Here is a 23031-nt window from a genome sequence, read left to right on the forward strand (position 1 = left end):
GATGACGGAAATCAGCCGCGTTTCGCTGTTCGGCAAGCTGAACAAGCTGGGCTATCAGGCCATCGAAGGGGCCACCGTGTTCTGCAAGATGCGGGGCAATCCGTATGTCGAGATTCAGCATTGGCTGCATCAGATTCTGAACGGTCAGGACAGCGACGTTCACCGTATCATTCAGCATTACGATCTGGACCCGGGCAAGATCGCTTCGGAACTGACGCGGTCGCTTGACATGCTGCCGCGCGGGGCTTCTTCGATCTCGGACCTGTCCGATCATCTGATGGATGCGATGGAGCGCGGTTGGGTCTGGGGCTCGCTTCTGTATTCCGACAGCAAGGTGCGGACCGGGTATCTGATCCTTGGCATGCTCAAAACGCCTGCGCTGCGCAATATTCTGGCCAGCATGTCGCCGGAATTGGCCAAGATCGGAGCCGATGATCTGGCGGATAGTTTTGGCGAGGCCACCGATGGCTCGCCCGAAGATACGCTGGGCGCGCAGGACGGCTCAAATGTGGGCGGGGGCGCTGAACCCGGCGAAGCCAGCGGCGCGATGGCCCCCGGCGCGATGGGCAAGGGCGAAGCGCTGGAGCAGTTCTGCACTGACCTGACCGAACAGGCCCGTAACGGTGAGATTGATCCAATCGTTGGTCGTGACGAAGAAATCCGCCAGATCGTTGATGTTCTGATGCGACGCCGCCAGAACAACCCGATCCTGACCGGTGAAGCAGGTGTTGGTAAAACAGCCGTGGTCGAAGGTTTTGCCCTGCGCATCGCGCGTGGCGATGTGCCGCCTGCACTGAAAGATGTGCGCCTGTTAGTGCTGGATGTGGGTCTTTTGCAGGCCGGGGCCAGCATGAAGGGCGAGTTTGAAAACCGTCTGCGTCAGGTGATTGAAGAGGTTCAGGCCAGCCCAACGCCGATCGTCATGTTTGTCGATGAAACCCACACGCTGGTCGGGGCAGGGGGCGCCGCCGGAACCGGTGATGCGGCGAACCTGCTGAAACCAGCACTGGCGCGGGGCACTCTGCGTACCATTGGCGCGACGACTTGGGCCGAGTATAAGAAATACATCGAAAAAGACCCGGCCCTGACCCGCCGTTTCCAGGTGGTGCATGTCGAAGAACCCGATATCCCGAAGGCGGTTCTGATGATGCGCGGCATCGCTTCGATGCTGGAAAAACACCACCGCGTGCAGGTGCTGGACGAAGGGATCGAGGCGGCGGTGACGCTCTCGGCCCGTTACATCCCCGCGCGGCAATTGCCGGACAAGTCGGTTAGCTTGCTGGATACCGCTTGCGCAAGGGTCGCGGTGTCTCAGCACGCGGTGCCAGCCGAGGTGGATGACAGCCAACGTCGGATTGAAGCGCTGACGACCGAGTTGGAGATCATCGAACGGGACGAGACCGCAGGCTATGACGTTGCCGACCGTCGCGAGGCCGTAAATGCCGCGAAAGAGGCGGAAGAGGCGCGGCTGGAAGAGCTCAACGGACGTTGGGAGGCCGAAAAAAAGGTGGTCGAAGAAATCCTCGACCTGCGTGCCAAATTGCGTGCAGGCGGGCAAGAGGTCGAAGGCACCGGAACCGCTGAAGGCGAAGCCGCGACCGAGGAAGCGCCAGATGCGCAACCCATCGACCGTGAGGCTCTGCTGGCAGAACTCAAGGCCAAGAACGCCGAGCTGGAAGAGGTGCAGGGCGACAGCCCGCTGATCTTGCCCATCGTCGATCATCAGGCCGTGGCCAGCGTGGTCGGCGATTGGACGGGTATTCCGGTCGGTCGCATGGTCAAAGATGAGATCGAAACCATCCTGAACCTGGAAACCCGTCTGGCCCAACGTGTGATCGGTCAGGACCACGCGATGAAGATGATCGCCAAGCGGGTCCAGACAAGCCGTGCAGGTCTGGACAACCCGAACAAGCCCATCGGGGTGTTCATGCTGGCGGGCACCAGCGGGGTCGGTAAAACCGAAACCGCGCTGGCACTGGCCGAAGTTTTGTATGGGGGCGAACAGAACGTCATCACCATCAACATGTCGGAATATCAGGAGGCGCACACGGTCAGCAGCCTGAAAGGCGCGCCTCCGGGTTATGTTGGTTATGGCGAGGGCGGTGTGCTGACCGAAGCGGTGCGGCGCAAGCCTTACTCGGTGGTTCTGTTGGATGAGGTTGAAAAGGCCCACCCGGATGTGCACGAGATCTTTTTTCAGGTCTTCGATAAGGGCGTCATGGAGGACGGCGAAGGCCGCGTGATCGACTTCAAGAACACGCTGATCCTGCTGACCTCGAATGTCGGGACCGAGATGATCATGGATATGTGCGCAGATCCCGACCTGATGCCTGATCCCGAGGGCATGGCCAAGGCGCTGCGCGATCCGTTGCTCAAGGTCTTCCCGCCGGCGCTGCTGGGTCGCTTGGTGACGATCCCCTACTATCCGCTCAGCCCCGAGATGCTGGGCGAGATTACAAAGCTGCAGCTTGGCCGAATCAAGAAACGCGTCGAATCCGCTCATGGTGTTCCATTCGAATACACCGACGCCGTTGTGGATGAGATCGTCAACCGGTGTCAGGAACTGGACAGCGGTGGCCGCATGATCGACGCTATTGTAACAAACACGATGCTGCCGGATATCTCGGCCGAATTCCTAAAAAGAATGATGGAGGGCGAAGAAGTTTCCAAAGTCGTGATCGACGTCACAGACGGCGACTTCACTTATGGGTTTGATTGAGCGCAACGCATGATGCGTCTGACCGAGAAAGGGGACAAATTATGAAGGCGACTATGACTCCGGAACTTGATCACAAATGGTGGTCGAAGAACAAACCGAAACTCATGAAGAAGACCGGCCTTGCCGATGCCTTGAAAGCGTATCAGGTGGCCGAGGACCAGATGGATTGGGGCAAAACCCTGAAATCCCTGTCGGATGTCAAACGCAAGGTCGCCGAGGCGGTAAAGATCGCAGGAAGCAAACACGCGGATACGGTGACGGTCCTGAAGAAGTATCCCAAGATCATCGACAAGAAAGAAAAGGACCTGAAGGCCAAACAGAAGGATGCCGAGGACCGCGCGAAATCCGCGCCGGCTGAGGCGCCGAAACAGAAAGTCGGCAAATCGGTCGTGATCTGGAAAAAGGATCTGGGGGCCGAGATCACCAAGAAATTCAAACCCGACTGGCTGAAGGACCTGAAGGGTTATGCGTTCGAGCTGAAGCTGAACGAAGACTTGCTGGATGTTCTTGAAAAAGAAGGTGACTATGTCACCCCGCAGCAAATGGTCGACGATGCCAATGCGGTCACGGATAAACTGGTCGCCTTGATTGCCAAGGAACTGATGTCGACTGACGCTGCGATCAAGAAAGAGACTGACGCGAAAAAGCGTGAAGGTCAGGTCAAGAACTTTGAAGTCAAGCTCAAGACAATCATGGGTGGCGCCAAGAAGCATTTCGAGGCGATTCCGGCCAAACGCTGGCAAGCCTTCGTCAAGCGCAAGCAACAGTACAAAGACTATAAGGTCAAAACCGGTTTTGACATCACCGTGGGCGTCTTGGGTGTTGCCGGTGGTGCCGTTGGCGTCGCCGGGGCGGCGGCGACAGGTGGTGCGTCTTTGGCGCTGGGGATTGTATCTTTGGTGCGGGGCGTCGCGCAGTTGGCTGACAAAATCAAGGATGCCGCGCAAGAAGCGGAAACAGTCGAAAAGAACCTCAAGGGCGATCTGGATACGCTTCTCAAGCGCTATCGCACTGCGGAAGGCGAAGCCAAGAAGAACGTTCAGGGCGGTGCCGAGGTCGGCTCATCGGTTCTGAAGGGCATTCTTGGAACGGATGCGCCTTTCCTGGCAACGCTTCCGAAATGCGACAAGAATTACGGGCTTTGGCAGAACAAGGTGGCCGGTTTGGAAGTCGGCGGCCGCAAGTTGTCTCAGGCCATAATGAAAGGCCTGCAGGAATGCGACAAGCTTGAGAAGGCGATGAAAAAAGCCGACGCCAAGAAGGCGGGCAAATACCTCGATAAGCTCAAGAAAGCCCGCGCCTCGCTGCAAAAAGGTCTGGATGGCTGTTCTGAAATGATGAAACGCGTCTCAAACGCGGACAAGAATGCTCCTAATCTGAAAAAGATGCTGGACGCACTGAATTCATCGAACCCGAAATACGCTCAGATCTTTGACAAGGTGTTCCCAGTGGTCGTCAATCTGACCCTGGCTGGCGCAAATGCTGGCGTTGGCTTCAAAGAAGCATCCAACACGTTGGACACCGTCAACACGGCGTTGGGTTTGTTCAATGACATTGCCTCCGAAGGCAAAGATCAACTGGAAGAAGCAATCGGGTGAGACATAGCTGACGCCGCCATTCCCACTTGAACAGTGCGGCGTCGAACACCCTGAAAAGAAACCACTTATAGAAGAGCTAAGTTTTATCATGGCAAAGAAAACAGTTACATCGCACAAGTTCTACGTCGTCGACCTGATCCGGTCGAAGCCCAAACTGCAATACATCGAAATCCCCAGCTACCGCGTTGACGTCAAATTCGATGTCACAGCCAAGGGTCCGGTCCCTTCGACGACGCTCAAGCGCCTTGAAGCGACCGGTATGAAAGAGCTGGAGCGCTACGAAAAGGTCATTACGGAAGAGGCGGTCAAGCTCGACAAGAAGGTCGGCGAGCTGATGAAAACGCCGGGTCAGAAGTCGCAGGCCGACGCCGAGAAGATGATCCAGGCGACCAACCAGATGATCATGAACGCCCTTAGATCTGCCGAAGGGGCCGCCAATGTCGCCATCGAAAAGCAGATCAAGGTCGAGGCCAACAAAGACAAACTGTTGAAAGAGGCGCGGGTCAAAACGACGCTCAAAGTGACAGCCGGTGTCATCAAGATCGGTACGGCCGTGACGCGTCTGGTGGCGACTTCGGGTGCCGATGTCATGGCCTACAAGACCATCGTCAAGCAGGTCTACGAACTGGGCAAAGAGGTCCAGCAGCAGTTGAAGGGCGAAGAAAAGCTGCGCAAGGACCTCTATGGCGCGATTCAGAAATACATCACGCTTCGCGGAACCTCGATCATGCAGGCGGCGGAACGGCAGGGTATCACCGACACGTCGGGTATTTCTGTGAAAAAGCCGATGGAAGCGATCAAGAAACTGACGGCAAAAGCTGTTGGAATGGGCGAGGAAGTCACCAAGGGTCGCGACCCCAAAGCCATCGCCAAAGACATCATGGATTTTGCGATCAAAGGCTACCAAGTCTACCAAAAGGACTCGGACAAAAAGCGCAAGCTGTATCGTGAACATACGACAAAGACACGGCATAAGGTCGACGACCTTGGTAAAGCTGCTGATAAACTGATGAAAGCAGCCAAGTCGCAGAAAACCCTGAAAGAAGGCATCAAGCTGGGTGCTGAATGCATGTCCGTCAAGCGTGAGGCCAGCGCAATGGCCGCCAAGCTGGAGGAACGCCAGAAGTTCCTGGCCGAAATGGAAACGCTTATGGAAGGCAACGGTTTGAAGGTCGATGATACAACGATTGTCGACAAGCTGAAGAAGCTGGACAAGATGACCGTGCTGAAGGAAACCAAGTCCATGCTGACGTCGGTTAAAGGCGTTTACACCTTGGTTGACGAAATCAGCGACGTCGTCGGCTAAACAATAGGTAGTGCACCGGGCGCAACGTCATGTGCCCGGCGCGTTTGATACGACAGGAGGTTGAGTTGGATACCGGTATCGAGAAGAGCGAAACGCTCCGCGACACCGTGCGCGAGTTTGTCGAGCGCAAGGCGGTGACCAACACCATTTTGGGTGTGATCATCTTCAATGCGATCACGCTCGGCCTGTCTACATCTCCTTCCATCCAGGCCAACGTCGGTCACGTTCTGCGTGTGATCGACACTGTGGTCCTCGGCATCTTTGTTGCCGAGTTGCTGTTGAAATTTTACGCCTACCGGTTGGACTTTTTCAAAAACGCCTGGAACATCTTTGACTTGGTGGTTGTGACGCTTGGTCTTTTGCCAAATCGCGACGGGCTGTCCGCGCTGCGCGGATTGCGGGTCATCCGGGCGATGCGGCTTTTGTCCGTCATTCCGCAAATGCGATCCGTCGTGCAGGCGCTGCTGGACGCTTTGCCGGGTATGGGCGCCGTGATCATCATGATCTCGATCGTGTTCTACGTCTTTGCTGTCATGGCAACACTGATGTATGGGCCCGATTTCCCTGAATGGTTCGGGACGCTTGGCCGGTCGTTATATTCGCTGTTCCAGATCATGACGCTGGAAAGCTGGTCCATGGGGATCGTGCGCCCGGTGATGGAGACACATCCGACGGCGTGGATATTCTTCGTCCCGTTCATCGTGATAACGGCGTTTTCGGTTCTGAACCTGTTCATCGGCCTGCTCGTCAACACGATGCAATCGGCCGTTGAGGATGAAGCCGTAGAAGAATTCTCGCACTTGCGCGACCTTGTCCGCAGCGAGACGGATGTCGTTGACGAACATGTTCTCGAACTGATGCAGGAGGTCAAAGCCCTGCGTCGGGAAGTGGCCGAGCTGAAGGGGCGGGACAATGGCTGACAGCTCGCAAAAATTCATTGCCCGGAACCGCGCGCCCAGGGTTCAGATCGAATATGACGTCGAACTTTACGGTGCTCAGAAAAAGGTTCAGCTGCCTTTTGTGATGGGTGTGCTAAGTGACCTGTCCGGCAAGTCCACAGTTGAAACACCCGCCGTTTCGGATCGCAAGTTCCTTGAAATTGACGTTGATAACTTTGATGCACGTATGAAGGCGATGGCCCCGCGCGTCGAGTTTTCGGTGCCGAACACACTGACGGGAGACGGCAACCTTGCGGTTGATCTGACTTTTGAGAAAATGGCGGATTTCAACCCGGCGCAGATAGCAGCCAAGGTGGAGCCGCTGCGCAAACTGCTTGAGGCACGAACGCAGTTGTCAACATTGATGGCCTACATGGATGGTAAAGCGGGTGCCGAGTCGCTTATCGAAAAGATACTGGCCGATCCGGCCCTGCTGAGCAGTTTGGCCAACAGCCCTGTGGAAGCGCAGGACCATCAGGCGGCATTGGACGCGTTGCGCGAGGCGGTGCCGGAGGAGACTTCTGCGGACGGGTCCGTTGAAGACGCCTTGGCCTCACTGCCGGACATCGAACACGAGGATACGCCCGATACCTCGGCGGATGTACTGTCGGATCTGGCGGCTGCTGCGCCAGATGATGCACCTGCTGATACGTCTACCGAAGACGCGCTAGCGACGTTGCCCGAAACGGTCGACAGCGGGCAGGATGAGGACGACAACAGCGGTGTCCTGTCCGATCTGGCCGCCACCGCGCCGGCAGAAGAAGAAGTCGATACCTCGGTAGAGGACGCGCTTTCTTCCATCCCGGAGGCGGCGGAAGAAGAATCCAGCGACCCTTCGGCGTCGGTTCTGTCCGGCTTGGCCGAAAACGCGCCAGAAGATGCAGTGCAAGACACCGCGATGGATGACGCACTTGCGTCCCTGCCCGAAACCGGTCCCGACGAACAGGACGATGGAACTGACGACATTCTGTCCGGTCTTTCGGATGCCGCCCCGGATGACGAATCCGAAGACAGCGCTGTGGCAGATGCCCTGTCGTCGCTTCCGGAAATTGAGGAGGCCGAGGCCGACACGCAAAGCGATGACGTTTTGTCTGGGCTTGCCGAACTTGAACCCGAAGACACGGTAGAAGCCCAATCTGTCGAGGACGCGTTGTCCTCGATACCCGACGTTCCCGAAACGGATGAGGATGACAGCTCTGACGAAGTCCTGAGTGATTTGGCCGATACCGCGCCACACGATGAGGCCAATGCGGACAGCGACCTTGATGACCTGTTAGGCGATCTTGCAAACAAAGCCCCGGATGAGGCTGAAGAAGAGGATGCGACAGCAGACGTTCTGGCTGCTTTGCCCGATGTTGAAGAGGCCGAGGACGACGATAGTTCCGAAGACATCCTCGATGACTTGGCAGCGTCCGCACCGGATGCCGAGCCCGAGGCGGATGATGAACTGGATGATCTGCTGAGTGACCTCGCCGATTTGGCGCCTGATGAAGCAGATGAAGAGGATGCTGCTGACGAAATCTTGGCTTCGGTGCCCGACCTTGAAGACTCTGCCGAAGAAGACAACGCGGATGACGTTTTAGGGGATTTGGCAGATACCGCACCGGCGGAGGACGTTGACGAAGGCGATGATCTGGATGAACTGCTGGGTGATCTGGCCGACGCGTCGCCGGAAACCGAAGAAGAAGATGACAGCACAGACGACGTTCTGGCGGCAATGCCAGAAGTTGAGAGCGACGAGGATGATGACGCGTTGGACGACATTCTCGGTGATCTGACCGAAACCGGGGACGACGAAGCCGCAGACGACGACCTGGATGCCCTGTTGGGCGATCTGACTGAGGACACGCCCGAAGAGGACGCAGAGGACAGTTCAGATCTGGACGATTTGCTGGGTGATCTCTCTGACGCAGAACCGGAAGACGCAGAGGACACGACCGATCCGCTTGCTGACCTGGATCTTGATGACCAGAACGAGGGCGGCGATGACGTAGATCTGGACGATCTGTTGGGCGATCTTGATCTGGATGATGACGACACCGAGACCGAAGATCTCGGTGCCTCGCCCAGCGATGTCGAAGAAACAGACCCGGCTTTGGACGATCTGGACCTGGATGGTTTGCTGGACGATCTGGGTCCAGATGACGAGGACAGCGCAGACCCTTCGGACGCGGATGATCTCGATTTGGATCTGGATGACCTGCTGGCCGACGATGATGATGAAAGCGCATCCGAAGACACGCCCGCACCGGAAGGTGCGACGCCAAGCGGCGAACCCGCTCTGGCCTTTGGCCGGATGAGCGCTGACCGCCCCGATCCGGAACGGCTGAAGCGCACGCGGTTCCGCATCGCGATCTTTGGCGATTTTTCCGGGCGTTCAGCGCGTGGGCAAATCGAAACGGGTGACGCGCTGGCCGCGCGTAAACCGATCCTTTTGGACCCGGATACCGTTGAAGAGGTGATCGAGAGCTTTGCAACCACGCTCGTTCTGCCCTTGGGCAAGGACGGCGCGGGGATAGAGGTCAAGCTGAACGAACTGGACGACCTTCACCCAGACGAACTTTATGAAAAAGTTGAGCTTTTCGACGGGCTTTCCGGTTTGAAAGGTCAGCTCAGTTCCGGGGCAACCGCAGATAATGCTGCCAAGCAACTGATCGCATGGGGCGAAGAATTCGGGCAGGCCGTTGTGCCCCCGCGCAGGACCTCCAGCGGGAATACGGTGCGGGCCGATTTGAAGTTGAGCGATTTCCAAAAGTTGATAGGTGACACCAGTGGCGAACTTGCGCAGGCGTCACCGGTGGATGACTTGCTGAAGCGGGTTGTCGGACCGCATATCCGAAAGCTGCCCAGTCCAGACGTCTCGGCGATGCAGACAGCAGTGGATGAGGCGTTGAGCGCCGCAATGCGTATGGTGCTTCATCATCCGGAATTCCAATCGGTCGAGGCGCAGTGGCGCAGTCTGGACCTGATCGCCCGTAGCGTCGAGGATGATGATACCCTGGATGTCATCCTTTACGATGTATCGGCCGAAGAGATCGCGGCCGACCTTGCAGCGGAAGAAGATCTGGCCAAAACCGGGCTGGTGCGTCTTCTGACCGAAGAACCGCTGGACGAGGAAAACGGTCGCGGCGGTTATTCTGCCCTGATCGGCCTTTATACGTTCGAGGAAACACCACCACATGCAGAGATTTTGGGCCGGATTGGACGCGTTGCCGCCCATGTAGATGCGCCTTTTATCAGCGCCATTACGCCTGCCTATCTTGATATCAAGAAAGAGGACCGTAATCCGTTGGTTGCCAAGGCGTGGGATACATTCCGCGCCATGCCAGAGGCGGGCCATGTTGGCCTCGCATCTCCCCGCTTCTTGCTGCGGCGACCGTATGGGGCAAAGTCCGAACCGATCTACGAATTTGATTTCGAAGAATTCACCGAGACCGAGGGCCTGAGGGGCATGCTCTGGGCCAATCCGGCGGTCTTGGTAACGATCTTATTGGCGCGTTCGTTCAAGCAAAATGGAAAGGCGATGAACCTTGGTTCCGTCATGAGCCTCGGTGGCATTCCATTTCACTACGTCAACGACCGCTATGGCGATCAGGTGGCTTTGCCCTGCACCGAACGCAATATCACGATGGAAAAACACGAGCACTCAGTACAACGCGGCTATATGCCAGTGCTTTCGGTCAAAGGCCGCGATGAGATTCGGCTTGGCTCGTTTAATTCCGTTGCCGGAAAAGAGATTCTTGGCCCTTGGTCCGGTGTTCCGGTGCCTGAACCGTCACCGGACGTACCGCCAGAGCCCGAGGATGAAGATGTACTGGCTGACGATGATCTGGATCTGGACGCTGATCTCGATCTTGATATCGACCTTGGAGATGACGACAGCACCGATCTGGATACGGACGATTTCGATCTGGATCTGGGCGATGATGATTCAAGCTCGCTCGACGATTTCCTGGCGGGTTTTGGTGACGATGACGATGATGACGAAGACGAAGAAGAAATGGACCCGGAACTGGCCGCATTGCTGGCTGATCTGTAACGGTGTGGCAAGACTAGAATTGGAAGGAACGGGAAATGGCGCAAGGTTTGCAAAGTAAAGAGTGGCCCCTTCGGATCACCGGTTCATACTCGTATGACGAAGACGATTTGGTCATCCGGCGCGCTGTTGTGACCGAGGAATTGGGCAAGCTGACCGAAATTCAGGTCGAGTTCATGTCCAAAAAAACAACAATTGCGCTGGACAAACTGCTTGGCAAAGTGCTGACAATCCATCTGGATGCGGAAGACGGGGCCAAGCGCAAGTTTGCGGGAACAATTGTCCGGGTAGAACGACTTGCCCTGCGTGATGGTTTCGTCCAGTTTTTGGCAGAACTGCGTCCCTGGTTCTGGTTGTTGACCCAAAAAACTGACAGCCGGATTTATCAGAACCTGTCGACCGTCGAAATCATCGAGGACATCTTCAGCCGCCACGGGATTTCCGATTTTAAGAAAAGTCTGTCTGCGACGTATTCGAAACGCGAGTACTGCGTCCAGTACCGCGAAACCGACTTTGATTTCGTCTCGCGCCTGATGCAGGAAGAAGGGATTTACTACTTCTTCGATTATTCGAAAGCCGAGGACAAAAACGAAACTCTGGTCCTGTGTGATGGGCCGTCGGCACACAGCCCGATCCAGGGCGAGCCAAAAGTCGAGTTTCGGGGCGGCGATGACTATGAGCAAAGGTTGGGTGATTTCATTACCGAGTGGGCCGCGGCCGAACAAATCCTCTCGGGCGTTGTGTCTCTGGGCGATTTTGATTTCGAAAAACCCAGTGCCTCTTTGGATACGCGGGCCAATACGTCCTCCGGTGCTTCACACGGGTTCAAAACCAAGTTGGAACTTTATGACACGCCCGGGCATTACAAAGAGACCGGGGCCGGCAGCAATTTCGCCAAAGTTCGCATGAAAGCAGAAGACGCGCAGTTCGATGTGCGGCGGGGTCGGGCGTCGGTGCGATCTTTGGCGACTGGCAGCAAATTCACGCTGAAAGAACACCCCGACAAATCCCAGAACGCCGAATATCTGATCACCAGCGCCAAATATTACCTACAAACCACAGAAGGTTACGGGTTTGAAAAAAAGGATTTGGACCTTGATACCGGCGCATTGGAGTTTCCCGACGACAGTGGCCAGATGTTCATGGTCGAATTCCAGGCGCAGCCCGCCAAGACAGATTTCAAATCGCCACGAACGATCCCGTGGCCAGAGATTTCCGGGCTTCACACCGCTATTGTGACCGGCAAAAGCGGCGAGGAAATCTGGACCGACAAATATGGGCGCATCAAAGTACAGTTTCACTGGGACCGCGAAGGCAAAAAGGACGAAAAGACAACCTGCTGGGTTCGGGTCGTCACACCCTGGTCCGGCAAGAATTGGGGAATGGTCAGTATCCCAAGGATCGGCCAAGAGGTTGTCATTCAGTTCGAGGAGGGCGATCCGGATCGGCCCATTTGCACAGGTATGCTGTATAATGCCGACACCATGCCCCCGTACTCTTTGCCGGATAATCAAACACAGTCAGGGATCAAGACCCGGTCAAGCAAGAAGGGCAGCGCCGATACCTATAACGAACTGATGTTCGAAGACAAAAAAGACGCCGAGCTTGTGCGCTTTCAGGCGCAAAAAGACCATGAGAAACTGGTCAAGAACATGTCGACGATTACCATCGGTTACGACAAGCTGGACAAGGGCGGAAACGGCGGGGACGGCTGCTTGAGCCAGGTTGTCAAAAAGAACGTCGATGAGACGATCAAGGAAGGTGACCACACCTTCAAGATCGAAACCGGCAGTCAGACGATCAACATCAAGACCGACCAAACCGAAACGATCGAGGGTAAATCAACCCGAACCGTAACCGGCAACGTTGCGGAAACCGTAAAGACGGGCAACAAATCGACGACCGTAAGCAGTGGCAACATTCAGGTCGACGCGAAGTCGGGCAAAATAACCATGACGGCGATGCAATCGATCGAATTGAAAGTGGGTGGTTCTTCGATCAAGCTGGACCCGACCAGCGTTACGATCAAGAGCACAATGATCAAGGTCCAGGCCAATGCCAAACTGGATGCAAAAAGCCCAATGACGACCGTGAACGGCGATGCCATGCTGACCCTCAAGGGCGGCGTGACAATGATCAACTAAGAGGGCCGACCGATGAGTGAACGATTTGCAGATATGGTCAAGGTTCCACAAGTACCGGCTGCGCGGATGCTGGCTGACGCCAACGCAAGACTGAGCGTCAAGTTGGACGCCCCCGCAAGTGCCGCGTTGGATACCGTTCTGGCCGAGCTGGACGAAAAAGAAGCCTTCATCGATATGTTGCGCCTTTTGGGTGTTGCTCTACCGCCACGCGAACGGGTCTGGTGGTCCTGTCTGGCGGCGCGCGATTACATCGGCGAAGCGCCGGACAACAACACGCCATCGCTTGCCGCGTCCGAAGAATGGGTGTTCCGGCCAACGCCTGAAAACCGGGAAAAAGCCGGAGAAACCATTGATTTGGCCGAACCGGACGACGAAACCGTGAACTGTGCAATGGGCGTGCTATATTCTGAAGGCACGTTGGGAACGGGGGATCTGGAGAATATCCCGTCTCCACCCGGTGCTGCGGAAACCGTGGCCTTTGCGATGAATGTAGTTGCGATGGACAATCACGAAGGCGATTTTGATGCATACGTACAGTTGCTGATTGATCGTGGCGTCGATATTGCTCGGGGTGGGAATGGTAAGCTGGACCGCGAGGATGCCGGTTCAGAGACAGAGGAGTAGACATGGGATTTCCACAAGCCCGTGTAACCGATTTGCATGCGTGCACATTGCCGGCCCCGCCGCCAGCGCCACCGCCGCCGGCCCCTGTGCCGATGCCGATCATGCCACCGTGTTGCCCAACCGTTCTGGTCTCAAAGCTGCCGGCGGCACGTATGACGGATTTGGCGACACCCGCGTTTCCACATCCCATCTTGAAGGGATCAGCGACGGTGCTGATCAGCAAACTTCCCGCGGCGCGGGTTACGGATACCTGCGCTTGTGGCGGTCCGATCTTGCCGCCTTGCTGCCCCACCGTTCTGGTCGGAGGATGAAGACAGACGAATGACGGTCACACTAAAATTCCAATCCACCGGCATTGTGCCGGGCGACGGGCGCCCGGTTTCGATGCAGGGGGGCTCTTTGACCGTGGGGCGCGGCCCAGCCAATGATCTGGTTTTGCCCGACCCTGAAAAAACACTCAGCAAAAGCCATTTCGTGATCGAAGATCACAATGGAAATGTTGTGATTGTGGATTTGTCCACAAACGGAACGTTTTTGAACTACTCCAAGATTGCGCTTGGCCGAACACCGACCCCCTTGAACAACGGCGATGTCCTGACCGCAGGCGGCTATGAAATGGTCATCGAGATCGGTGCCGATCTGCCCACGTTCGAAGAAATGATCCCCCAGCCCATGCAGCAAGGTGGGGTCTCGCCGGGTCAATCGCAAAACGCCCCGGACCCGCTGGCGTTGCTCGATGATGCCGCGCCGGGCGGGGACTTTCTGGACGACCTTCTCGGCGGCGATGCGCCCAAAGGGCCGGGTCAGATTTCGACCCCTGATCCGATGGACGAGCTTTTGCCGCCACTTGACGATGACGATCCGTTTTTTGCCAAGCCCAAAGATGTGCATGCGGACATGGGGGGCAGCGACTCGATGCACAACCCGTCAGCTTCGGATGCGTTTTCCGCGCCTCAGTCCGGCGGCGGTGCAAACTTGATACCGGACGATTGGGACGATGATCTGTTGCCACCCTCCGGAGGGGCGTCCCCAGAACCGAGCCCGGCGCCGCCACCGGCCCAAGCCGAACCTGTTGCACCACCGCCGCCGGTCAAGCCAACGCCGGGTGGTCAGCCGACGGCTCCTGACCCAGTGCCTGAGCCCGCTAAGCCCGAGGCGCCAGCCGCCCGCGCACCCGCAGCGGCCGGCGATCAGTCAGCTGCCCGCGCGTTGCTGGAGGCGTTGGAGGTTGACGACCTGAAAATTGACGATGCCGATCTGCCTGCGACGATGGGCCGAATGGGCCGCGTTCTGCGCGCGATGATCACGGGCCTGCGGGAAATCCTGATGACCCGCACATCGATCAAATCCGAATTCCGGATAGATCAGACGATGATCAGCGCCGGAGGAAACAATCCGCTTAAATTCTCGATCAGCGCTGAACAAGCCATCGAGGCCTTGGTAAAGCCGCGCGTCAAAGGATATCTGGCTTCTGAAGAAGCCACCGAGCAGGCCCTGAACGACATCAAGGCGCACGAAGTCGCCATGGTGACCGGAATGGAAGCCGCATTAAAAGGTGTTCTTGCCCGGTTGGACCCGGAAGTCCTGGCAGGAAAAATCGAAGGGTCCGGCAAACTTGGGTCACTTTTCAAGGGTAAAAAGGCGCAGTATTGGGAAGTGTACGAAAAGATGTATGCGGATATCTCGGATCAGGCAGAGAATGACTTTCATGATCTCTTTAGCCGAGAGTTCGCGAGGGCGTATAAGGAACAGCTGGAAAAGCTGAAATAACGCCCGAGTAGGGCGGCAAGAACAAGGGAGGGCAGCCATTGTCCTGGGACAGCAAGGTGCTTTGGACCGAAGGGTTGTTTCTGCAACCCCATCACTTCCAGCAGGCTGATCGATATACCGAGGCTCTGGTTGCGGGGCTGGCTCGTCGCGTGACACCCTATGCCTGGGGCGTCGGTGCGCTTGAAATCGACGACGAGGTGCTGAAAGTCGGTCAATTCGCGTTGAAGTCGTGTTCCGGTCTGACACCGGACGGGCAGGTTTTCCGCGTTCCGCAAGCCGAAGATCATCCGCCCGCGCTGGAAGTGCCTGAAACGATAAAGGACTGCGTCGTCTACCTGACCGTGCCGCAACGGCGGCAAGGGGCGTCCGAAGTTGATTTGAGCGGCGCAGAACAATCTGTCAGCCGCCTGAGACCGGCGGAACAGGAAATCACCGATGTGATGAGCCAGCAGAAAAAGCCGGTGACGCTGGGTGTCGGAAAACTGCGCCTGCAGTTTGCGTTGGAAGTCGACGATCTGGCTGACAAGCTGGCCATCCCGATTGCCAAGATTATTGAAGTTCGCCCCGACAAAGAGATCATTTTGGATCGTGGGTTTATCCCGTCGGTTCTGGACATTCGCGCTGCGTCGGCTCTTTCGGGTTTCATGAACGAATTGGAAGGAATGCTGTCGCATCGGATGCAGGCTCTTGCAGGGCGGCTGTCTGATGGTGGACCGGCCAAAGGTGCGGCAGAAATCTCGGATTTTCTGCTGTTGATGGTTATCAACCGCAATCTGCCGCTGGTGCGTCACTTCGCAAACATCGAGAATGTGCACCCCGAACATGCTTACCGTGTATGTGCTGCGCTTGCCGGCGAACTAGCGACTTTTATGAGTGCCGAAAAGGAAGCGACGCAGTTCCCGGCCTATCAGCACGACGACCTGACGGCCTCTTTTGCACCGGTAATCCGTATTTTGCGCCAATACCTGAGTTCGGTTCTGGAGCAGACCGCCGTTTCGATCCCACTCGAAGCCCGAAAATACGGTATCAGCGTCGGCGTCATTGCCGACCGCAAGCTGATCGGGAACGCAGGTTTCGTGCTGGCCGTCAGCGCCGATATTCCGGCCGAAGATGTACGCAGGCACTTTGCAGGGCAGGCCAAGACAGGTCCTGTCGAGGAAATTCGCCAGCTTGTGAATTCGGCTTTGCCGGGTATTACATTGCGTCCTCTGCCAGTTGCGCCGCGACAAATCCCCTACCATTCGGGTGTTGTTTACTTCGAATTGGACGCTGCAAGTCCTTATTGGGGCAAGATGACGACCTCTGGCGGTATCGCCGTGCATGTGTCCGGTCAGTATCCCGGCCTGCAGATGGAGCTGTGGGCAATCCGCAACCAGTAGTGTGAAGGCGATTACTGGCTGCGTCGAAACAATTTGATAGGGCCACCCATGTGGGTCACACTGTGACGCGGGAGCCTTGAGGAAACAGGTCAAACGATGTCCGACAAAGATCCTTTTGCAGAACCGGACGATACCGACAAGACGGTGATCAGACCCAATCCGGGTGGTCGCCGCCAATCAGGCGGCGTGCAACAGCCCGCGGTTCCGCAACAGCCGGCAGGATATCCCGACCCCTACCAACAGCCGCTTGCCCCGCAGCCACCAGCAGCGGACACAGGAAACGTGGGGTTCGGCGTGCCGCAACCGCAGGCACCGCAGACCAAACCTCCGCAAAGTGGCGGCGAAGATGTGGCGATCACGGGGATGAATCGGCTGAACGCGTGTGCGGCGTCGCTGTTTTCGCTGATCAGTCGCATCCGGAATCGGGCACAGCACATGGACCCGGACAAGTTGCGCCAAAGCGTCGTCGCCGAAGTCCGGTCTTTCGAGAATTCTGCCCTGCAGGCCGGAATCCCGGCACAAACCGTCAAGATTGCGCGCTATGCCTTGTGCGCCACGCTTGATGACGTGGTTCTGAACACGCCGTGGGGTGGACAATCCAGTTGGGCAACTCAGTCGCTTGTGGGTACGTTCCACCGGGAAACCGTGGGCGGCGATCGGTTCTACGATTTGCTTGCGCGGCTGGAACAGGACCCGGCAAACAACATCGAGGTGTTGGAGTTTGTCTACATGTGCCTGTCGCTCGGCTTTGAAGGCCGGTTGCGGGTCGAACAAGGCGGCCCTGACAAACACCTGCAGATCCGGCAGGGGCTGGCCCGGATCATTCGCGGGCAGCGCGGCGATGTCGAACGCGATCTGGCACCGCATTGGGAAGGGGTCGACAAACCTTATCGCGCCCTCAGTATGTGGAAGCCGGTGTGGATTGCCCTTGGGGTGACGGCTTTGTTGCTGATGGCTGAGTTTGGCGGGTTGTCCTACGCGCTGTCGAACAGAACCGAAAACCTTGTCGGTCAGATGTCGGTGATTGATGCGGGTCCCGTGGCCGAGTTGCAGCGGCGCGCCCCGCCGCCGCCGCCACCACTGCCGCAGGCGCAGCCACAGGTCGAGAAGGTCGTGGCCTTCCTCAAACCGGAAATTGATGAGGGATTGGTTGAAGTCTTTGAAAAGGGCAACACCTTGATCATTCGCATCAAGGGATCGGGCATGTTTGGTTCGGGGTCCGATCATTTGCAGGATAAGTTCCGTGAACCGGTGCGCCGCGTCGCAGTCGCGCTGAACGACGAGCCCGGTTCGGTGATTGTGGCAGGTCACTCCGACAACGTGCCGATCCGGTCGTCCAGATTCCCGTCCAACCTTGCCTTGTCGCTGGCCCGGGCAAAGTCGGTAATGAACCAGATGGCGGGTGACATGGCCGAACCGGACCGCCTGAGTGCTGAAGGCCGCGCCGACAGCGAGCCCATCGCTGACAACTCCACCCGTGAAGGTCGGGCAACCAACCGCCGGATCGAAGTTCTGCTGGTTCAGGAGGAGAACTGATGTATTTCCTCAAGGTTCTGAAATTCATATTCCTGTCGATCTATACCGTGCTGTTCTTCACGGCCACGGTCCTGGCGCTAAGCCTGTTTTACCTTGGACCCTTGATCGGCTCGGACGAATGGCGCCCGTTGGACGGGCTGACCGCGCGCCTCATCTGGTGCGGGATCATCTATCTGTTCTTCCTGACGATTGCGTTGATCATCTTTTTTGTCCGCCGTCGGCGCGAGAAAAAGCTGACCGAGGAAATCACGGAATCCGTCAGCGATGGCGGCGATATGATCGACAGCGAGATCGCCGAACTGCGCGGCAAGCTGAAAACCGCCATGGCCGCGCTGCGAAAATCAAAGAATGGGCGACGTCATCTGAACGAACTGCCCTGGTACGTGATGATCGGCCCGCCCGGCGCAGGAAAGACCACGGCTATCGTGAACTCGGGCCTGAATTTCCCGCTGGCGGATGAAATGGGCAAAACCGCCATTGGCGGCGTTGGCGGAACCAGAAACTGCGATTGGTGGTTTACGGAAAACGCTGTTTTGATCGACACGGCCGGACGCTACACCACGCAGGAAAGCGACGCCGAGGTCGACAATGCCGCATGGATCGGATTTCTGAGCCTGCTCAAGAAATACCGCAAACGGCAGCCTATAAACGGCGCGATGATCGCGATTTCGTTGTCTGACCTGTCGCTTCAGGATGAAATTACGCAGAAAGAACACGCAAAAGCCGTGCGTCGCCGGCTGGAAGAACTGCGGGAAAAACTGGGCGTCCGTTTCCCGGTTTACATTTTGTTCACCAAGGCCGACCTGATCGCCGGATTTGCCGAGTTTTATGACAATCTGGGCAAAGAGGACCGCGAACAGGTTTGGGGCTTCACCTTGCCGCTCGACAAGTCGCGTTCCGAGCAGTCGCCGGTTGCTGCTTTCGACGAAGAGTTCGCGTTGCTGCTGGGTCGCCTGAATGCTCAATCGCTGGAACGGATGCAGACGGAAACCGACCCACAGCGCCGGGCGCTGATCGCTGGGTTCCCGATGCAGGTGGCGTCGGTCCGAAAGGTTGCCCATGAGTTCCTGACCGAGGTGTTTCAGGACAGCCGCTATCAGCACCGTCATATGTTGCGTGGGGTCTATTTCACATCTGGCACGCAGGAAGGCACGCCGATCGACCGCCTGATGCTGGGCATGGCACGGACGTTTGGGATCGGGCGGCAGGCGATTGGGTCGGGGCAGGGCTCTGGTCGGTCCTATTTCCTGACGCGCCTGTTCGATCAGGTTATCTTCCGCGAAGCAGGTCTTGTCAGCGCCGACGACAAGGTTGAACGCCGTTACAAGATCACAAAGTGGGTTTCGATTGCGGCGACTGTCATCGCTGCCATAGGCGTGGGCGCTTTGCTTGTGCGCAGCTTCATGGGCAACTCGGACCTGATTGCCGAGGCGCAGGAAGGCGTGTCTGCTTATCAGGCCGCCGCCGCAACCCTGCCGCCAAGTCCGGTGGGGGATACCGATCTGGTGCCGGTCGTGCAGGCCTTGAATACCCTCCGCGACTTGCCGGCCAACCCGACTCTCAGCGATCCTGAGCCGGAAACGCGCCTGACCTATGGACTCTATCAGGGTGATGTGATCGGAACGCAGGCCGCGCAAACCTATCGCGCGTCGTTGAACCAACGCTTCCTTCCGCGTTTGTTGTTGCGTCTCGAAGAACAGATGAGCGCCAACATCAATAACCCAGATGTGTTGTATGAGGCACTCAAGGTCTATCTGATGCTGGGCCTTCAGGGGCCGATGAATCAGGATCTGGTCAAGGAATGGATGAACATTGACTGGACCGTCTCTTTCCCCGGCCCATCGCGCGAGGAATTCCGCGCCGATCTGAATGACCATCTCGACGCGTTGTTGAGCCAGCCGATGCAGGAAGTGGCGCTTAACGGTCCGATGGTGGATCAAATTCAGGGAATCCTGTCGGAACTGCCGCTGGCACAGCGTGTCTACAACGGCATCGTGTCCAGCCCGGCCGCGACAGCACTGCCTGAATGGCGGATAACCGAGGTTGGCGGACCGGCGGTTGGCCGGGTGCTTGTCCGGTCCTCGGGCAAACCGCTGAATGATGGGATCGAGGGTATCTTTACCTATAATGGTTTCAACAATGTCTTCCTGGGCGAGGCCGTTGGCGTGGCCAAGCGTGTGCAAAAGGAAAGCTGGGTTTTGGGTCCGCGCGGCGAGGCGGAACAGACCGAACAAGCGCTGGCTGCGCTCAGCCGTGATGTTCTGGACCTGTATTACAATGACTATATCGCACGGTATGATGCGATGCTTGGCGATATCGATATCGTTCCGATGGAAAGCCTGAGCCACGCGGTCGAAGTGACCAATGTCTTGTCCGGCCCGACCTCTCCCATCGTCAATGTTCTGAACTCGATTTCGGATGAAACCAAACTGACCGAAAGCCGCTCGGGCCTCGCGGGGGGCACCGATGCGCTAAGTGACGGGGTGTCCAGCGCCGCCAGTTTGGAACTGCAGTCCGCAACGTCGGTACAGACCCAAATCCTGCTCGAAGCGTTGGCCAAGTCCAGTGGGGTCGGAACGAACGAACCGGTTCAGCAGCCGGGCGAGTATGTCGAGGATCGATTTGACTGGCTGCATCAGCTGGTCGATCAGCAGGAAGGCCAGCCCTCGCAGCTTGACTTGCTGATCGGGTCCCTTACCGAGGTGTACCAGGAGCTCAACAAAATGTCGTTCAGCGGTGTTTCGGGCGGGGAAACCGGTCAGGCATTGCAACAGTTCCAGCAGGAAGCGGCGCGTATCCCCGGCCCGATGGAGCGGTGGGCCGTTCAGATCATCGACGGGTCGTCCGGCATCACGTCAGACAGCACACGCGCATCAATCAATGCGCGCTGGCAATCGAATGTCCTGCCGTTCTGCGAACAGGTGGTGACAGATCGGTATCCGTTCAACCGCAGGTCGGGCGCTGATGTGGCAATGGGTGACTTTGCCAAACTCTTTGGCCCGCAGGGCCTGATCGACAATTTCTTTAACGACAATCTGGCCAAGCACGTCGATATGCGCACGCGGCCATGGTCTTGGAAATCAGGTGTCAATGCCACCGATCTTGGGATCAGCCAGGCGGTTCTGACCCAGTTCCAGAATGCAGCTGAGATCAAGGAGGCGTTCTTTGCCAACGGGCCGCAACCACAGATCCAGTTCCAGATCATGCCCGAGGCTCTGGACCCCAAGGCTAAAGGCGTCACGCTTGAAATTGACGGTCAGTCACTCGAATTCCGGCACAAGGGCGGCTTGCCCTCGCCGATGGCGGTCACGTGGCCCGGCTCGGTCGGGTTGGCCCGGGTTACGTTCGATCCGCAAAAGCGAAACATTGAAAGCGTTTTGTCCAAAGATGGCCCGTGGGCGTGGTTCCGTCTGCTTGACGCGGCCGAGGTTCGCCGCACCAACGTGTCTGACCGAAAGAAAGTGATCTTTAACGTGGGTGGTCGTATCGCCATCTTCCAATTGCAATCGGGATCGGTGATCAACCCGTTCGCTCTGCCGGCGTTGCAAAAGTTCAGCTGTCCGAAGTCGTTCTGATGCAGCAGGCCGGATTTGGTGCATTCGGCAAAATGCCGTCAGTCGGAGATTTCTTCCGGCTCGGTGTCGCTCAGTCCTTTGTCCAGCCATGGGACGACTGGATACAGCGCAGCATGCTGACGGTGTCCCAGGCATTGGGACAGGCGTGGGACGAATACTATATGTCGGCACCGATATGGCGGTTTTGCCTGTCGCCGGGATTGGCAGGGCCCCAAAAAATGTTGGGTGTTCTGATGCCATCGGTGGATCGTGTCGGGCGGCGATTTCCACTGACACTTGTTGCCGGGTTGTCGAATGAGGGTTCCGCGGTACTGGCCCATTTCCGGGCGTCTGAGGTTTTTCTGCAGCTTGAAAACCTGGCTTTGGCCTGTTTGGAAGATGACATGACCCGCGACCGCTTGGCCGAAGGATTGGCGGGGTTCGTTGCGCCGCAACAGCTGCCAACCGCTCCGGTGCGGGGACATGGAAACACGATGGTACTGACACGCGGTGAGGTCGCCGACAGCCTGCTTCCTGACCTTGCATCGGGCCTGATGTCGCAAAGATATCGCACTCCCAGTATTTGGAGCACTGAAATCGGCGGCGTTCCCCGGATGATGGTCTGCGAAGGTTTACCGGATGGACCAAACATGCAAGGTTTGTTCAACTTACATGCCGCACTCTGGACCGAGGCCAGGCCACTATGAATTCAAGTCATCGCGTTCGGTACAGCGCGCGCAGCCATGTCGGCCTGAAGCGCAAAGTCAATGAGGACGCGGTGTTGGCCTTGCCCGAAGAAAGCCTATGGCTTGTGGCGGATGGCATGGGCGGGCACGAGGCCGGAGATTATGCCAGCCGACTGGTTGCTGACATGGTTGCCGCGATGCCCCCGGGACTTCCGCCCACGGATCGGTTAGGTGCGCTGCGCGATGTCATTCAGCGCGCCCATGCCGTGATCCGTGAAGAAGCCGAAGCGCGCGGTGGCGGAACAATCGGAACAACGGTTGCCTGCATGATGTTGGCAAACGGGCATTTCGTCGGTCTTTGGGCCGGGGACAGCCGGATTTACCTGTTGAGAGGCGGCAAGATACAGATGCTGACCACCGATCACTCGCTGGTTGCAGATCTTGTCATGGCTGGTCAGTTGACATGGGACGAGGCGGAACAGCATCCGCAGTCCAATGCCATCACACGCGCCGTCGGCGTAGGCGATGAACTGGAACTGGACAAAATTCGAGGTGAAGTTCAACCGGGCGACAGGTTCCTGATATGCTCGGACGGTCTCAGCAAATACGCGACATTCGCGATGCTAGAAAAGGCCCTGTCGGAAATGCCGATCGAAACGGTGGCTGATCAACTGGTTCAGATTGCTCTGGACGGGGGCGGCGCGGACAACATCACCGTGGTCGTGGTTGATATTCTCTGAC

14 protein-coding genes and 1 pseudogene are annotated in these 23031 nt (G+C 57.3%); all 15 read left to right on the forward strand.

Features of this window, described 5'->3' with window-relative positions; translation table 11 throughout:
* The first annotated feature begins 1 nt into the window (after position 1).
* The 15 genes and pseudogenes from tssH (at position 2) to RA28_RS08105 (ending at position 23030) form a co-directional block, all read left to right on the forward strand.
* Positions 2 to 2719, forward strand: coding sequence for a type VI secretion system ATPase TssH (gene tssH, locus RA28_RS08040; protein WP_039526484.1), 2718 nt, complete (start codon positions 2 to 4; stop codon positions 2717 to 2719).
* Between the two features lie 41 nt (positions 2720 to 2760).
* Positions 2761 to 4317 (forward strand): hypothetical protein, encoded by a 1557-nt coding sequence (locus RA28_RS08045; protein ID WP_152612044.1) that lies wholly within the window; start codon positions 2761 to 2763, stop codon positions 4315 to 4317.
* An 88-nt stretch (positions 4318 to 4405) separates the two neighbouring features.
* Positions 4406 to 5623: a hypothetical protein gene (locus tag RA28_RS08050; RefSeq protein ID WP_039526489.1), complete on the forward strand. Its 1218-nt coding sequence runs from the start codon at positions 4406 to 4408 to the stop codon at positions 5621 to 5623.
* Between the two features lie 65 nt (positions 5624 to 5688).
* Positions 5689 to 6543 carry an ion transporter gene (locus RA28_RS08055; protein WP_039527672.1) on the forward strand — a complete coding sequence of 285 codons (855 nt, stop codon included), beginning with the start codon at positions 5689 to 5691 and terminating at the stop codon, positions 6541 to 6543.
* Positions 6536 to 7033, forward strand: a pseudogene (gene tssB, locus RA28_RS22995) (type VI secretion system contractile sheath small subunit); the annotation flags it as partial. The gene RA28_RS08055 and the pseudogene tssB, both read left to right, overlap by 8 nt.
* Before the next feature lie 426 nt (positions 7034 to 7459).
* On the forward strand, positions 7460 to 10600 hold the full coding sequence (locus RA28_RS23090; protein WP_342585417.1) for a type VI secretion system contractile sheath domain-containing protein: 3141 nt from the start codon (positions 7460 to 7462) through the stop codon (positions 10598 to 10600).
* 35 nt (positions 10601 to 10635) lie between these two features.
* Positions 10636 to 12741 (forward strand): type VI secretion system Vgr family protein, encoded by a 2106-nt coding sequence (locus tag RA28_RS08065; RefSeq protein ID WP_039526494.1) that lies wholly within the window; start codon positions 10636 to 10638, stop codon positions 12739 to 12741.
* A gap of 12 nt (positions 12742 to 12753) precedes the next feature.
* On the forward strand, positions 12754 to 13365 hold the full coding sequence (locus tag RA28_RS08070) for a DUF6931 family protein (protein WP_039526497.1): 612 nt from the start codon (positions 12754 to 12756) through the stop codon (positions 13363 to 13365).
* 152 nt (positions 13366 to 13517) lie between these two features.
* Entirely contained in the window at positions 13518 to 13676 is a 159-nt protein-coding gene (locus RA28_RS23005) for a PAAR domain-containing protein (protein ID WP_241481105.1), read from the forward strand.
* A gap of 10 nt (positions 13677 to 13686) precedes the next feature.
* Complete coding sequence (tagH, locus tag RA28_RS08080) at positions 13687 to 15135, forward strand: type VI secretion system-associated FHA domain protein TagH (protein WP_039526503.1); 1449 nt, start codon at positions 13687 to 13689, stop codon at positions 15133 to 15135.
* 38 nt (positions 15136 to 15173) lie between these two features.
* Positions 15174 to 16514, forward strand: coding sequence for a type VI secretion system baseplate subunit TssK (tssK, locus tag RA28_RS08085; RefSeq protein WP_039526506.1), 1341 nt, complete (start codon positions 15174 to 15176; stop codon positions 16512 to 16514).
* A gap of 96 nt (positions 16515 to 16610) precedes the next feature.
* Positions 16611 to 18050: a type VI secretion system protein TssL, long form gene (gene tssL / locus RA28_RS08090; RefSeq protein ID WP_039526509.1), complete on the forward strand. Its 1440-nt coding sequence runs from the start codon at positions 16611 to 16613 to the stop codon at positions 18048 to 18050.
* Positions 18050 to 21625 (forward strand): type VI secretion system membrane subunit TssM, encoded by a 3576-nt coding sequence (tssM, locus tag RA28_RS08095; RefSeq protein WP_039526511.1) that lies wholly within the window; start codon positions 18050 to 18052, stop codon positions 21623 to 21625. The genes tssL and tssM overlap by 1 nt, the downstream gene beginning before the upstream one ends.
* Positions 21625 to 22311 carry a type VI secretion system-associated protein TagF gene (gene tagF / locus RA28_RS08100; protein ID WP_039526513.1) on the forward strand — a complete coding sequence of 229 codons (687 nt, stop codon included), beginning with the start codon at positions 21625 to 21627 and terminating at the stop codon, positions 22309 to 22311. The genes tssM and tagF overlap by 1 nt, the downstream gene beginning before the upstream one ends.
* Positions 22308 to 23030, forward strand: coding sequence for a PP2C family protein-serine/threonine phosphatase (locus RA28_RS08105; protein ID WP_039526515.1), 723 nt, complete (start codon positions 22308 to 22310; stop codon positions 23028 to 23030). Before tagF ends, RA28_RS08105 begins: the two co-directional genes overlap by 4 nt.
* The last annotated feature ends 1 nt before the right edge of the window (position 23031 follow it).

This window comes from Ruegeria sp. ANG-S4, assembly GCF_000814005.1.
GTDB lineage: Bacteria > Pseudomonadota > Alphaproteobacteria > Rhodobacterales > Rhodobacteraceae > Ruegeria.